Annotated in this window: 20 protein-coding genes and 1 tRNA gene; 11 read left to right on the top strand and 10 right to left on the bottom strand. The window is 45.0% G+C overall.

What is annotated here, in order from left to right; all coding sequences use genetic code 11:
* Nucleotides 1-412: 412 nt before the first annotated feature.
* Complete coding sequence (locus QY318_02350) at nt 413-652, bottom strand: hypothetical protein (protein WKZ30665.1); 240 nt, start codon at nt 650-652, stop codon at nt 413-415.
* Nucleotides 653-1355: 703 nt separating this feature from the next.
* Between QY318_02350 and QY318_02355 the strand changes: the two genes are divergently transcribed.
* Both QY318_02355 and QY318_02360 read left to right on the top strand, forming a co-directional pair.
* Complete coding sequence (locus QY318_02355; GenBank protein WKZ30666.1) at nt 1356-2066, top strand: NUDIX hydrolase; 711 nt, start codon at nt 1356-1358, stop codon at nt 2064-2066.
* Nucleotides 2066-2980: a hypothetical protein gene (locus tag QY318_02360; GenBank protein WKZ30667.1), complete on the top strand. Its 915-nt coding sequence runs from the start codon at nt 2066-2068 to the stop codon at nt 2978-2980. Before QY318_02355 ends, QY318_02360 begins: the two co-directional genes overlap by 1 nt.
* A 10-nt stretch (nt 2981-2990) precedes the next feature.
* Here the strand turns inward: QY318_02360 and QY318_02365 are convergent, their stop codons facing one another.
* Both QY318_02365 and QY318_02370 read right to left on the bottom strand, forming a co-directional pair.
* Entirely contained in the window at nt 2991-3293 is a 303-nt protein-coding gene (locus QY318_02365; GenBank protein ID WKZ30668.1) for a hypothetical protein, read from the bottom strand.
* A gap of 2 nt (nt 3294-3295) precedes the next feature.
* Entirely contained in the window at nt 3296-3850 is a 555-nt protein-coding gene (locus tag QY318_02370; GenBank protein WKZ30669.1) for a hypothetical protein, read from the bottom strand.
* 52 nt (nt 3851-3902) lie between these two features.
* On the opposite strand from QY318_02370, the gene QY318_02375 reads away from it, so the two are divergent.
* From QY318_02375 to QY318_02405, 7 genes are all read left to right on the top strand, one after another.
* Entirely contained in the window at nt 3903-4370 is a 468-nt protein-coding gene (locus QY318_02375) for a hypothetical protein (GenBank protein WKZ30670.1), read from the top strand.
* Nucleotides 4371-4394: 24 nt separating this feature from the next.
* Nucleotides 4395-4880: an NUDIX domain-containing protein gene (locus QY318_02380; GenBank protein ID WKZ30671.1), complete on the top strand. Its 486-nt coding sequence runs from the start codon at nt 4395-4397 to the stop codon at nt 4878-4880.
* A gap of 75 nt (nt 4881-4955) precedes the next feature.
* Nucleotides 4956-5999, top strand: a complete 1044-nt coding sequence (locus tag QY318_02385; GenBank protein WKZ30672.1) for an AI-2E family transporter — start codon at nt 4956-4958, stop codon at nt 5997-5999.
* Nucleotides 6000-6020: 21 nt separating this feature from the next.
* Nucleotides 6021-6590, top strand: coding sequence for a hypothetical protein (locus QY318_02390; protein WKZ30673.1), 570 nt, complete (start codon nt 6021-6023; stop codon nt 6588-6590).
* 81 nt (nt 6591-6671) lie between these two features.
* Entirely contained in the window at nt 6672-7802 is a 1131-nt protein-coding gene (locus tag QY318_02395; protein ID WKZ30674.1) for an aminopeptidase, read from the top strand.
* 36 nt (nt 7803-7838) lie between these two features.
* Nucleotides 7839-8435 carry a sulfite oxidase-like oxidoreductase gene (locus tag QY318_02400; GenBank protein ID WKZ30675.1) on the top strand — a complete coding sequence of 199 codons (597 nt, stop codon included), beginning with the start codon at nt 7839-7841 and terminating at the stop codon, nt 8433-8435.
* On the top strand, nt 8402-9196 hold the full coding sequence (locus QY318_02405) for an FAD-binding oxidoreductase (GenBank protein ID WKZ30676.1): 795 nt from the start codon (nt 8402-8404) through the stop codon (nt 9194-9196). The genes QY318_02400 and QY318_02405 overlap by 34 nt, the downstream gene beginning before the upstream one ends.
* A gap of 6 nt (nt 9197-9202) precedes the next feature.
* On the opposite strand, the gene QY318_02410 is transcribed toward QY318_02405, so the two are convergent.
* Nucleotides 9203-9727: a sugar transferase gene (locus tag QY318_02410; protein WKZ30677.1), complete on the bottom strand. Its 525-nt coding sequence runs from the start codon at nt 9725-9727 to the stop codon at nt 9203-9205.
* A gap of 34 nt (nt 9728-9761) precedes the next feature.
* Here QY318_02410 and QY318_02415 point away from each other — a divergent pair, with 34 nt between their 5' ends.
* On the top strand, nt 9762-10592 hold the full coding sequence (locus QY318_02415) for a hypothetical protein (protein WKZ30678.1): 831 nt from the start codon (nt 9762-9764) through the stop codon (nt 10590-10592).
* Here the strand turns inward: QY318_02415 and QY318_02420 are convergent.
* From QY318_02420 to QY318_02430, 3 genes are all read right to left on the bottom strand, one after another.
* Nucleotides 10570-10920, bottom strand: a complete 351-nt coding sequence (locus QY318_02420) for a VOC family protein (GenBank protein WKZ30679.1) — start codon at nt 10918-10920, stop codon at nt 10570-10572. The two genes, QY318_02415 and QY318_02420, sit on opposite strands and share 23 nt — an antisense overlap.
* Nucleotides 10921-10990: 70 nt before the next feature.
* Entirely contained in the window at nt 10991-11536 is a 546-nt protein-coding gene (locus tag QY318_02425; GenBank protein WKZ30680.1) for a DUF308 domain-containing protein, read from the bottom strand.
* Nucleotides 11537-11634: 98 nt separating this feature from the next.
* Complete coding sequence (locus tag QY318_02430; GenBank protein WKZ30681.1) at nt 11635-12192, bottom strand: hypothetical protein; 558 nt, start codon at nt 12190-12192, stop codon at nt 11635-11637.
* Nucleotides 12193-12237: 45 nt separating this feature from the next.
* On the opposite strand from QY318_02430, the gene QY318_02435 reads away from it, so the two are divergent.
* The gene (locus tag QY318_02435) at nt 12238-12669 is read left to right on the top strand and encodes a hypothetical protein (protein WKZ30682.1); all 432 of its coding nucleotides are present in this window, start codon (nt 12238-12240) and stop codon (nt 12667-12669) included.
* Here the strand turns inward: QY318_02435 and QY318_02440 are convergent.
* The 3 genes from QY318_02440 to QY318_02450 all read right to left on the bottom strand — a co-directional run bounded on the left by QY318_02440 (nt 12666) and on the right by QY318_02450 (nt 14137).
* Nucleotides 12666-12947 carry a DUF2584 family protein gene (locus QY318_02440; GenBank protein WKZ30683.1) on the bottom strand — a complete coding sequence of 94 codons (282 nt, stop codon included), beginning with the start codon at nt 12945-12947 and terminating at the stop codon, nt 12666-12668. The genes QY318_02435 and QY318_02440 overlap by 4 nt on opposite strands.
* A 187-nt stretch (nt 12948-13134) precedes the next feature.
* Nucleotides 13135-13225: transfer RNA gene (locus QY318_02445), tRNA-Ser, on the bottom strand.
* 75 nt (nt 13226-13300) lie between these two features.
* The gene (locus QY318_02450; GenBank protein ID WKZ30684.1) at nt 13301-14137 is read right to left on the bottom strand and encodes a cohesin domain-containing protein; all 837 of its coding nucleotides are present in this window, start codon (nt 14135-14137) and stop codon (nt 13301-13303) included.
* Nucleotides 14138-14142 lie beyond the last annotated feature (5 nt).

Genomic DNA, 14142 nt, shown 5'->3' on the forward strand with positions numbered 1-14142 from the left:
CCGATGGCAATATGCCTGCCACACGCATTGCACAGGCTCCATCCAGTACCCTCGTTATGCACATAGGTCCATTCTTCCTGATAACTTGAAGGCTCTTCTGGGTCGCTGAAGACTGGACTGTTTCTATATTCAGAAACACGTTGAGCGACCATCTCGCCTAGAGAACCCCCTGACTCAATCCATACTGACCTCGATAATTACAATCGACCGTACCCTCCTTTTGGATTTCGGATCGACCACTAATCACCTCGTGATTACTGGAGCTCGAGAATGTGGAGGTAGACTCCCTCCATGAGATAAAGGCGTGGTTCCCGGCCTATCCCTTGCTACAGACAGAGTCAGCTTCATCTAATTTAATAACTCCAGCTGTGCATCATATGCTTCCGGAGAAGACACCATATATGTACAACCCTCAGCCGCGAATGTCACTCCTCGTGCCGCGCATAACTGAATCAAGTACGCCAGTGTCTTGCTCTTCGGTTGCAGTTACTGCAAAAACCGACATTCCCATGAGCGGGTAAGAATAGCCAGGAATGATCGAAAACCTCCCAGCTACCATAAGGCTCAACTTGTAAACCGATCCCTCACTGTAGATAAAGGTACGAAGTAGGATGCCTGTCTCTGCGCATACAGTATCGAGCAACGTACTCATGGCTTCTTGATCAAGCGTGGAGAGCGTGGTTTCTGAGACTAGGCTCCAGCAACATCAAAAGAAGGCTGTTATATACTCGCTCTAGAGCTCCGAGTCGTGAGACGACATCAGCATGTACTGGAGGGTTGTACTCCTTTGATCGGGCTGCAAGAGCTTCAAGATCACCAATTATCTGTTCTGGATGTTCAGGCTCGCCAGAATAAGATTCACCTATCTCGATCAACTACTTCCAATAGCTGAAGTAGAACCAGTCACATGCTTCACTAATGAAGGATTCTACGACAGGAGTAATCATGGGCCTAGTCCTTCGGCTAGGTCTGTGCACCAACGACCCGATCGATCGCCTCTAACTCATCTGGCCCAAGACCGAGGACAGGTTCTGTAGATGCTTCGATCGGTGTGAGATCGACTCTCATCGTATGTTCAACGTCGAGCCGGCGAAGACGCCCTATCCGGCCAGTAACATACATAAGGCGCACGTTGTCACCAGTGGTTAGTTTATTCAGCTGATCCAGCTTAACGGTTACCCCATACGATCTATACTATATACGCTGGGCATAGTCCCAGACGTATCTACTGTTCTAATTATACCTGCAATCCGTTACTTGGACCCAATATGTCTGCCGCCAGTCGACAACCCTCGACTATCCACACCCACACTCCAGCTATATAATCCCCCAACATAATCTCAATAAGGCTCAATATGAACGATATCCACAAAACCCAGCTCGGCATCCTGAAACAGCTCCTCTTCGCCAAAACCCTTCGCTACTCAGACCTCAAGACCGACCCAGAGCTCGAAAACAACACCTTCCAATTCCACATCGAGAAAATGATGAAAGAGGGCTACGTTGAGAAAAATGAGAAAGGATATACGCTCACAATGAAAGGGAAAAAGTTTGCGAACCATATCGACACAGACAAAGATAAAGTTGTCGAGGTGAAAAAGGTCTCCGTGCACATCTATTGCATTCGAGGAGAGGAAGGGAAGGAAGAGCTGCTCTGTTATACCCGACTTAAGCATCCATTCTTTGGCAATCAGGGAGTACCCAGCGGCAAGGTCGGATATGGCGAAAAGCATGCTGAGGCAGCGGCACGAGAATTAAAAGAGGAGACCAATCTTGAGGGCACACCGCAGCTACTTAAAGTGATCCACTACATCGTGAAGGATGAAGATAGTAAAGAAGTTCTGGACGACAAGCTCTTCTTCGATTACTTCTTTATCAATCCCTCTGGCGAGCTGAAGGGAAGCAGCGAAGGTGAGTATTACTGGGTGCCAGTCACGGAATTGAAGTCGGTCATAAAGAAGCCGTTCAGCAATGTCGAGACATATGAAAGAGCTGTTGAGAAGATACTAAATTTCGATGGGTGCATAGATTTTGAGGAGTACGAAGATTTTACAAAGGATTTTTAATGGCAAGATTGTTTGATCAATATATCGCGGTAGACTGGAGCGCTAGGAGTGTGCCATCTCCCAAGCGTCCGACAGGTGATGCTATCTGGATCGGTGTTAAGTCGTTTGATGAACCAACAGAGGAGCAATATTTTCAGACAAGATATGAAGCCGAGGAGTGGATCGGGTCTAGATTAGTGAGTGCGGCAGAAGAAGGGATAAGAACCTTGATTGGCTACGATTTCGACTTCGGATTTCCTGCTGGTTTCGCGAATGCCGTTGGTGCAAATAATTGGCTTGGGGTATGGGAACTGCTAAACGGGCTAGTAGAAGATAATCAAGATAATAGTAACAATCGCTTCAATGTGGCAGATTATCTCAATTCTATATGCACTGTCGCCGAGGAAGCGACCGGCCCGTTTTGGGCAATTCCAAGAGGCACATCCTACAAGTATCTATCTGCCAAGAAGGATTTGACCTACCCGTTTATAACTTCGAGCGGTGTGGAATTAAGTGAGAAGAGACTTACCGAACTGAGAGAACCAAAATCACAGCCTGTCTGGAAATTGATTGGGAGTGCCAGCGTCGGAGGACAAACGATTTTGGGCATACCGATGCTGCACAGGTTGATTTTCAATGAAAAGCTTAGAGTGGTCAGCACTATTTGGCCACTCGAGACAGGATTCAACGCTCCATCAAGTGACAAATTGATCTGTCATATTGAGATCTGGCCTGGGATATTTGCTGGGCGGTTTGTTGGTGAAGCAATCAGGGATCAGGCACAGGTAAGGGCGATAATAGAGTGGTTCGATGAGCTTGATCAATCGGGTGGTCTTGTGAAGTTGTTATCGCGGCTGGACAGGTTGAGCGATGATGAGGTGGCAATTTGTGTTGGGGAAGAGGGGTGGATTATCGGGATGGGGCAAAGAAGATAAGTGCAATCCGTCAGTTGTAGTGGACAGTACCCTCATATCTGGCAAGCAGAACAAATCTCCATTTATCTTCTACAACCATTTTATCTTCTACTATCGAGTACAGACGTCCTTCTTGTGCATCGATCGGTAGATAGTCTGCATATCTTAAATCATTGTTAGAGTCAGGGTCGAGTCTTGTTAGGACATATTCACCACTGTCTGTAAAGCAACAATCAACGCGATAAACCCATCCTATGGAGTCTTGTACAAGGTCGCCCACCCCGTAGGCAAATCTCAAACTATTTTCATATGAAGATTTATCGAACTCACTCATATCTAGACAAGACCCATTAGAACCTGATCAGGAACAGTTACCCCTGGCAATTCAAGGAATTCTACCATAGGTGCTCGCCAGCCTTGAACCCAAGAGGTTTGTGGAACAATTAGCCCGCTCAACTCGATAAACTGGAACCCTCCATCATATGACCTCTGAAATGTATACTCCTCTGCCAGTTCGCCTGACCTGTACAGTTCAGTACTTGGGCTGTGAACAAGTGCTATCCCGGGACTATTTCGTCTATACGAGATTATTTGTCTCAATAAGACAATTAACTGATCCTCAAGATTGAAGTAGACAGCGAGGTTCCTGTGTTCCTCAATCACATTACTGAACGTCATACCGGTTACTAGGTCAATCCCACCCAAGGAAAGCTTGATGTCTCTACTGAGAGAGTAAGGTGGTTTATGACTTCTTCTGGTTGCCATCTGCCCAGAGAGAAGCAAGCTTTCCTCTGCTTCAGTAATAGAAGAGCAGACAGATCGACTTATATCTGCTAATCTTCCAATTTCCCCGTAATTTTCCATATCCCAAATTGGCTGTCGATCTTTCATTGTGTAAACCCATAGTATGGTATAATTATCTCATAAAATGAGCGATTATTGTATGTCTTATCACGAGGGTAACGAAATAGACCGCCTTGATCAACGAGGCGCAACAGAAGCCCTTCAGCGCGTAATGGTCGAGCACTTTAGTAGTATTATAGGAAATGACTACGCTATAAATCCAACCGAAAAAGAATTGCTGCGACGATTAGGATATACAGAGGAAACCACCGGTTGGGTTACACCGGAGACGCCTGGAGGCATAGATGAAGCGCTTATTAGATTAATTATTACTTACAGTAGTTTAAACTGCTTACAGAGAGTCATAAACACTAGAACCATTGTAGCTGAAGTCTTTGAGAGTGATTACTTTGAGTGGTCGAAGTACATAGAAATCGAAAAGCTTGCCCTCGAAATAGACCAGGAAGCTTATCTGGAAGAGTATAATGAAGCTCAATACTTTCTTAAAATGTATAAACTAGCAATCCTTGCCCTCAACGGTCCAGAGCCATCTAGCGAACAGCAGTGAGACTAACTCTGATATAATTGCCATATGGATAACATTTATAAAGCCTCGCCAAAACACCCATCCCACCTCTCGATCGGCGCGATAGTTATCAACCAGCAAAACCAAGTCCTCTGCAATCATTACAGCAAATTCGGTCATCTAGAGGATATCTACACACTGATGACACAGACGCATCAGCCTGGCCTTACCATCGAGCAATCAGTAGCTGCTGGACTGAAGGAGGAATTTGGAATCGAGCCCGACCTTTCAGCTATGTCATATCTAGGCACGAAAACTTATAAAGATAAATGGTTTGCGGAATCACCGACGATGGTTGAGAAGACCGTAGTCTATCTCCTCGTGAGGGTAGGTGATGATGTGCAGCCAGTGGTAGGTGCGGACAATACAGAGGAGGTAACAGCAAAGTGGATTGAAATCAATGAGCTGGTAAAGAAAATGCAGGAGCAGGGGATTGAGCATGGAGTGAGTTATCTGGATGAGTCAGCCATGTTGAAATTGGCTGTCAATTAATACGAGATCCGTTTCATATTCCCCCCACCATCCTGTAAAATAAAGAGAGAATAACTTTGCCTACACCTTACGAAAATGAAGAAGAACCAAATATTTTTCTATCTATTCTTCGTGCTCATCACAATAGCCACATTCTTCCTAGTTAAACCTTATCTCGTTACAGTTATCCTGGCATTCTTTAGCGCACTGCTCTTCTACCCGATCTATGAGGTCATCTTAAAGCGAACTAAGAACCGATCAGCTTTGTCGGCAATACTGACACTCTTCGTAGTATTGATAATCATGCTTATTCCGATGACGCTTCTGATTGGCCTTACATTAAGACAGGTCGCAGAGTTCAAGGACAATATCCTTAGCATCGTTGGTGGGACATCAGTTAACATTGACCAGGTGATTATGGCAGTTAACAACCTGCTAGACAAGATTCCTGGCGTAGAGGAGGAGCTTACAACAGAAGAGGTTGTGGTATTCGTACAGCAATCATTAAAATCTCTCACTACCTGGCTGCTTGGCAGCGCGCTGCTTGTTGGAAATAACGCCTTGGAGCTGATTACCAAGTTTATCCTATATGTCACACTACTTCTCACATTCCTGGTTAACAGGGATAAGATTGTTGATTTCATCATGCATATCAGCCCGATGGACAATAAAGTCGACAGGCTTTACATCAAGCGAGTGAGTGAGATGTCGAAGTCGATGATACTTGGGACATTGGCTATATCGGCAGCGCAGGCTGCATCAACTGCGTTGGTGATGTATTTGCTGGGTATACCATACTCGGTGTTCTGGGGTGCGCTAATGACTTTCACAGGCATCATACCTTTTGTTGGGACGCAGATCGTGTCGGTGCCAGTAGCAATCTTTGAAATTGCCTCGGGAAATATATGGGAGGGTGTGCTCTTGATACTTTTTGCAATCTTCGTCGTAGGCTTTATAGACAACTTCTTGAGACCGATGCTGGTCACGAAGGAGGCAGAGTTGCATCCGATGTTGACATTGCTCGGCGTACTTGGGGGGATGAAGCTGTTTGGTGTATTAGGATTTATACTCGGCCCTGTGCTGATGATTATCTTCTACACTACTGTTGAGACCTACCTGAAGTATTATAAGAAGGCATAGATAAGTTTAGTTTTTTCAGCTATGTCAAAGTGGTTTTTGCCATTGATTGGGATATTATCGATGGTGGTATTAGCTGCTTCTACGCCGCCTAAAGCAAGCGCTCTCACATGTGCTATGCCCGACGTGGATGCGAGTTATGAAGCAGCGGAGCTAGTATTTGAAGGTAGGGTCACAGACGTTGAGTATTCGCTACTGCGTGCGACATTGCAAGGTAGGGCAGAGAGAACTGAGTTTGAGGTTATTCGAACGTGGAAAGGTGATGTCGGTGAGGATGGCAAAGTGGAGCTGGTGCAAGGAGATGAAGAAATCACTTGGGGATATTCATTTGCTGAGGGTCAGACATATACAGTATTTGCTGTTATGGAGGATGGCGACCTGAAGTTACCACTTTGTGGGATGTACTTCTCGAGTCCGTATGATGGAGAAGAGTATTACAAGATTTTCACTGAAGTGTATGGTGATGGAGAGATATTAGATGCAACTGTAAATGCAGGTAATCGAGACATGGATCAGCTGCTAAATCTTGGAGGGTTCCTCCTTATAACAACGCTGTTCTTCGGTGCTGCCGCACTATATCTACGTCGACGATAGATACAAATCTGACGGCTTGGGTAGATGTTAAACTGCTCTAATGCTGTTATAATCGGCTAATTACTTGTTATAACTACCGCCATGACAGACCCACGCAATACAGAACTCGCCCGAGTATTTGTCGAGCACTCGATGAGAGTCCAGCCGAAGGATAAGGTAGTTATCTCAGCCTCTGACCTGATCCCTATCGACATCATCCGAGAGACTTACAAGCTTTGCCTGCAGAAAGGCGCATATGTATATCTCGATATCATGGGGTTTAATTTCTTCTTGGATCGCTCGAGCTACGGTGATTTAGTACGTACCTTTTATGACAACGCCTCCGAGGATCAGTTCAACAACCCTCCAGAGATTTACAAGGCAATCTCAGAATGGGGTGATAAATATATCCGCATAACCTCGCTCGACAACTACTCACATCTTGCCGGTGTCGACCCTGTGAAGCTTCAGTGGCGGGCAAAAGCCTCGGACAAGTGGTTTCACCACATTATTGACGAGAAAGATTGGGTGCTTACCTACTACCCAACCGAGGCGATGGCACAGCAGGCAGGCATGTCTATGAGTGATCTACTCGATTTCTACTTTAATGCAACCAATGTCGACTACGATGCGATGGAGAAAGATGGTGACAGGATTGTGAAGCTAATGGATAAGGCTAATACTGTTCGAATCATTGGCGAAAAGACCGACCTCACAATCGACATCACCGGCCGTCTCGCCAAGAACGCCGCCGGAAGTCGCAACGTCCCAGATGGTGAGGTTTTCCTCGCTCCAGTACATACAAATACAACTGGCCATATATACTACGACCTACCTTTTGCCCGCAACGGTGGTGAGATCGAGGGTGCATATCTGGAATTTAAGGATGGTAAAGTGGTGAATGCTTCTGCCGAGAAGGGTGAGGCAATTTTGATGGGCGGTCTGGATACGGATGAGGGTGCTCGATATCTCGGCGAGCTTGGAATCGGCCTCAACTACGGTATCCAGCGCGTCATGAAGAACACAATGTTTGACGAGAAGATCGGTGGCACAGTTCATGTAACTCTCGGTAAAGCATATGTGACCGAGCGCGGTGGCAATCCTGACCCTGCTACTCAAAATAAATCGGCTATTCACTGGGATCTGGTAAAGGATATGCGAAAGCCAGGAAGTCGAATCGAGGTCGATGGAAAGGTAATGTTTGAGGATGGTAAGTGGGCTACCAACCAATAGCGCATTGTAAGTTAGCGACATGAGGTATAATGGGAAATGGGCTTAACGCAATTTATACCGAAGAGGGATAAGAATGACCGACTACCACCCGGCCAGTATCTTACCGACGACTTTCCCATACTCTCATACAGTCTCACCCCGGAAGTTTCAGCAGCAGATTGGCGGCTGGAGATTGCAGGGGTAGCCAAGCCTCACTCTCTCAGCCTAGATGAACTAATAAAGCTGGGAGAGGCGGAGTTCCAGGCTGATATACATTGCGTCACGAAGTGGTCTAAACTTGATACGAACTGGAAAGGTGTTAGCTTAGATAAAATTATCGAAATATCCGAGGTTAGCCCAGATGCTGCCTATCTGATTGCATACTCCTACGATGATTACACCACCAATTTACCGCTTATAGATTTACGTGACGGGAAAGCATTCATAGCATATGAATATAACGGTAAGCCGCTCGATGCAACCCACGGAGGACCTGTAAGATTGGTTGTACCGCACCTATATTTCTGGAAGAGTGCGAAATGGCTGAAGAAAATTGAGTTTACGAAAGGTGACCAGCAAGGTTTCTGGGAAAGGCACGGTTATCATAATTATGGTGATCCGTGGAAAGAGCAGAGATACAATTCAGATATATAGCCCCAAATAAAGTGCAGAACCGAAACGCAACCACGATGAATAGGTGGCAAGAAGCGAAATTAATAGAATCAAGCTACACCTCCAGGATGATGAAGTCGTTCAAATTTGAGCTTGAGCGACCGTTTGATTTCTTGCCTGGACAGTTCTGCGATATAAAGCTTACCAGTGCGGACGGTGTAGAAGCGACCAGAAGCTACTCCATCGCCTCAGCGCCAGGCGGAAAGTTAATTGAGTTTGGTATCCAGATACTTGAGGATGGAGAGGTCTCGGGACATATGGATAAGATGGAGCCAGGGGATACTGTCCAGCTGCTTGGGCCGCTTGGTGGCTATTTCGTCTGGGATCCCGATCTTTCCGGGGGTCGAGAGATACTACTAATCGGTGGCGGTAGCGGAATCGTGCCTTTGGTAAGCATGATACGCCATAGGGTGAGGCTCGGACAAGGGAGTAAACTGTATGCGTTATTCAGCGTGCGGTCGCTTCAGGATCTCGCATGGCGTGATGAGATTGTAGGGTATAGCTTATTGGAGCATGATGCTGGTGTGAGAGTCGCAGTAACATTGAGTCGTGAGTGGGAAGATGATTGGGGAGGGGATGTTGGTAGAATTGATACAGAGAAAATCGAGCGATTGCTGAAAGATGTGAATGTTTCGAACTTAGATACCTATATATGTGGACGGTCAGAATTTGTGGAGAGTGTTGGCTCATCCTTGAAAAGCATCGGTGTGAAGGAAGCAATAAGGACTGAGAGGTTTGGATAAACTGGACTACCGTTTTGAATAAATCGCTACTCTCTTAAACAATGCCTTTACTGAATGCGAGACTCTTCTGATCCCGCGTGGATCTTCATTAAAATATAGCCTAATAGCCTTCAACCTGCTCTCGAGGTCGCCCACCTGGTAGTCATATTTGGCTTCTGCGGGAATCAAGCCAGGCTTCTCGCTAATTAGCTTGATCTTCAGGTCGTGCGGCAATAGCTCGAATTCTTCAACCATAAATGGTCGTACTCCGAGGAGTTGCATGTCGCGTTTGACAAAGATATTCCACAGTTGGGGAATTTCATCGAGCCCGCTTTTTCGCAAGAAAGACCGGAATGGGGTGATATGCTTGGCCTCTTCTGGGTCGATTAGGCCAGAGAGAGAGAGCAGGTGATCTCTTCCCCCTCCTGGGAGGTCAGGGATAGTTCGAAGCTTGTATATTCTAATAATCTTGCGACCTTTACCTGTCGCGTCACGGGCGTAGATAAACCCCTTTGGCGACGGCCTTTGCCGTTGTCCTTTGTATTTACGCATGATATAATCGCGCAATTAATTCAGCCTATTATATATGAAGAAACTGATAATAATTTTGGGTCTTGTTTTCGGTCTGTTTTTCATCACAACAGTCGCAGCAGGAAGCTTTGCATATTTTAGATATTTTGTACCCGCACAGACTTTTGCACAGGGTACTGAAACTATACAGGAAGTAAGGCAGGCTGATGCTAATACTGTAATGGATATTAAGATGAAACTTATATCTATGGAGCCTGGATCAGAGGGTGAAACGATAACTCTTTCAATGCATGTCGACATGGATATGCTGCTAGATACTGATAATGAGAAGCTTTACCTTAAAATGTTGATGGATGGTGAGTCTGCCTATAATGGCGAGGAAGGAACTTTTCCTGAAACCAAAGTCGAGATGTATGTGATTGGCGAAGATCTTTACCTAGTCGACGCAGGCAAGGTTTCAACATTGGATCGTTCGATCTTGGGTGAAGATGAGGCCACAATTTTCGATTTCGAGACTACATGGCAAGAGATTACAGCAGAAACAATGTATGAATTTTTGGGCGAGGAGAAAGTCAATGGAATTGATGCATATAAATATAGGGTTCCGATTGATGCAACTGCTCTCGAATCAATGTTTGAGCAGCTTAATAGCAGCTTATCCTCATTTACAAAAGAAGATATCAGCTTTGATGATGTATCAATCGATGAGATTAATTACTTTGTGTGGGTCTCTAAAGATGATGCAGAACCTCTAAGAGAGGATGTCGAGTTAAAAGGCTTCTCAGTCTCAATTCCAGGTATTGCAAAGTTTGAATACGAAGAGGTAGATGCGGTTACGTTATACAATAGCGTTAACAAGCCTGTTAAGATTGAAGCTCCAGAGTAGTATAGGTAGTATTTGCACGTGAATATAGGAGGAGGTTAAACGCCTCCTCTTTTGATGATGGCTCGATTAACTCAATAGCTTCGACCTTCTGGCTATTGTAGGTAATCGCTGTGTTGAATTTAAATACGCCGACCCTACGTCCGTTCACTATGACCTCTCTTATGAGAGTAGTGTCTTTTAGAAGTTCTGGCTTTAGCTCGTCATACTCGAGACTTGAAGCTGTCTGATACGCGATATGGTCAATCTCCATATCAGAGACATCAATCCCCATATCTCTTAAGCCTGAAAATACCTTGTCTAGGAAACTTTGATACCCTGAGTAGATCATCGTGGTGGCAGTTAAAAATTACTATGCAACAGCCCCGCCTAAGCTAGGCGAGGCTGTCACAATTAGAAAGCTATTTCTTGCCCTTCTTAACTTCTCGCTTCAATTTGATAGAAGCAACGATTGAGAAGATACCTGCGAACAGTGCGGTCAAACCGATTACCCACATATATGCCACGCTTGTGACCAATGGGTGAACGACCAAGAGTGTACCGAAGAGTATATTTACAACACCAGCCAGAAGCAGTAGGAATCTGTTATCAACTTCTTTCTTGAATCTGAAGAAGTTAATGAAATCAACAATACCTGAAGCAATTGTCATAGCACCGAAGATTGTTACAACTGTGATGAATGTTACTTTAGTATAGTTAAATACGAGCACACCACCTATAACTGCAAGCAATCCAAGCAGTACCATTAGGTACCAATGCTTATCTTTGCCGATACTGAAGAAACCCATAACGATACCAACGATACCGTCGATGAGTAGGAATAGTCCCATAAGGAGGACTATAGTGGCTAGGGAAATCCCTGGCCATGCGACTACGATCATACCGAAGATGACCGCGAGGAGGCCTCTAAAGAAAAGAAGACCTGGGGTTACTTTACCTTCCTGCATAGTGAGTTAATGATATATTTATTTTATCTGGCCTCGCGAATGCGAGTACCTATAATAAATATATCATGGTTTGGTGGGGTTTGTCGATTATTTGGCCTTTAGTAACCAATCTCGGCTAGCTCTTCTGTGATTGCTTTGCGGCTTAGGTCTGGGTTAAGGCTGTGGATCAGATCATCGGTTAGCTCTGCATGATCGTAAATAGCCCGGATTGTGTCTAGGTTGAGATTTTTTTCATAATATCCGTCGGCCCACTGCTTGTATGCTTCGGGTCTCCCGTCGAGTATCTTCAAGATTCTCTCATCGACACCTCCCTGCGAATGCCACTCTGTTTCACTCTCTTTCTTCCAGAGGAAGAAAGTCGCGTTATTTATCTCAAAAGCCGGCTCGGTGAAGAAAGTTGGAAAGAGTGAGTTACCATCTTGTGGTATCTCGACGGTTGTTGGGTTCTCGTGGAGGAAGAATTTGCCTACCACCCCTGTATTAGTAAACAGTATATAGAATTCGTCTCCTGAACCGTTACGCATCGAGAACATTTCTTCGCCCTCTGCCCATTTTGAATTGTAGGAGTAGTAGCGTGACTCCCAGTTTGGAGAAATGATTGCTTCGAGTGTGGCGATTGATTTGGCGGTTTGTTTGAGGTTTGTGGCGATATTCATAAACGATTATACTATAAACAATATATAAGATTAGTCCGACTACTTATGTCGCCAGAGCTGCAAGAAGCATTCTCTAAATTGGGCATCTCTAAAATACAGGCAGTTGGAGATAAAGTCATGATTCGAGGCAAAGAACACGAGATCAAGGTGCCACTTGCTGAGATCTTGGGAGGGCTAAAATCTATTCAAAAACAGTATTACTATGATTACTTCCTTCTTAAAAGTCCGCAAGACTATTTCCACCTGAGGTTTCAACCAATCTTAGATCTGTCGGAGTATCCATGCACTGAGAAATTTCCTTATGTGGGCTTTGCGTTAAATCAATATGATTCCTATTTTGCAGTTAGACTTGATGATCCAAGTCCTGAAGACCCCAAGACTTATTTCATTGATCATGATGATTTTGACGGGACTGAGCCACGGGATAAAGATGTGAGAATAAGTGAGTTCTTAAACTTGTTGATGGAATTGCCTTAATACCTTAGGAAATTCCTAGAGAAGACTTCTGATTCCTCCACACTAAACAATTTCAAGACCTTAAAGGTTATATCCGTATATTCTGCAGTTATTTCAAGCTTTAACACCACAACCTTCCCGATGTATTTATGGTCAGAATCGGAAAGCTCCATAGGCATCTTAATGGGTGTTATTCTGTATCCAGATTTTCTAATTGTATATACTTTGTCTATCTCCAGTGTCTCACTAAAGTCTTCGGGAAGAGAAAGTAATGCGTTTAAGTTGATAGGTGTTGACATAAGTTTCATAAGTTAAGTTATAAGTGGAGAGGGAGGGATGACGCTCAGTCGTTACACTCCCTCGCTAGACACACAAGAAGAGATGATGCTCGTGTGTTCCGCCCCCTGTCTTGCTTCGCAAGCCATGAGGTTCTCATCCCGCCTCGTAGTATTGTTTTAGTATTCAATATTGAATACTAAAACAATACGGAGAGGGAGGGATTCGAACCCTCGGTGGGCTTTAAAAGGCCCACGCCTCGTTAGCAGTGAGGTACTTTCGACCACTCAGCCACCTCTCCATACCTGCGTGATTATATCATAGGTAGGCAGCAAAATCGGCAAAATAGGCCGAATGTGTGCGAGATTTCATTAAACTAGCCGTTTGGATGAGCAGCTTTATAGGCTTTGTACTCTCGAATGAAGATTGCGTAATCCCCGAGAGAGACCTTGTCGTCATCATTGAGGTCAGATCGTGCATTGCAATCTGTGAAGTTTTTGTTGCGGCACTCTCTATAATCTTGAAGGAATAGGGAATAATCGCTTAATGAAATCTTGCCATCCTGATTAAGGTCGCCAAGTAGGTCGCCTGGGTCCGGCGGTGGTGGATCTGGTTCTCCTTCGCCATCATTTACGGTTACGGTCGAGGATGCTCCTAGAATATCTTGCGCAGTGCCATTGTTATTGCGGACGATGTTAGAGTCGACTGTTGAGCCTGTGCTTGTAAATTCTGTCTTGATCTCATTCTCGCCTTCGGCTAGCACTGTAAAGCGCACTGTCGCAAGCAGCTGGTTAGATGTAATCGGTGGGGCTGTCTCGTTGTTTCGAAACCCTACCCAGCTAACTCTTACCGTGCCGTTGTTGTGGGTAATACCGCTATTGCCTTCGTACGGATATGTACCTGCAATTGCACCATTTGTGACTTGGGTCGCCTGTACTTTGGTTCGATCATACTTAATCACTGCGTCGACGGCCATTGCGCTTCCACTATTGGCATTGTCAGGATTAACCCGAATCTCTACATTAAACTGCTCGCCATTATCAGCTGTGATAAGTGCAGGGGAGAGGTTTATGCTGCCGTTTGGGTTATCGGCGCTGCTCCTTGTGTCTTGTGTGTCATTGTTAATAACGACATAAACTGCGATACCTGTGAGCACCATTAATACTGGAATGATGGCGAGTGATTGTAGTCGCTTTTTATTCTTGTAATTCATTAAAT

Source organism: Candidatus Dojkabacteria bacterium (assembly GCA_030583845.1).
In the GTDB taxonomy this organism is placed as follows: domain Bacteria; phylum Patescibacteriota; class Dojkabacteria; order SC72; family JAHDCA01.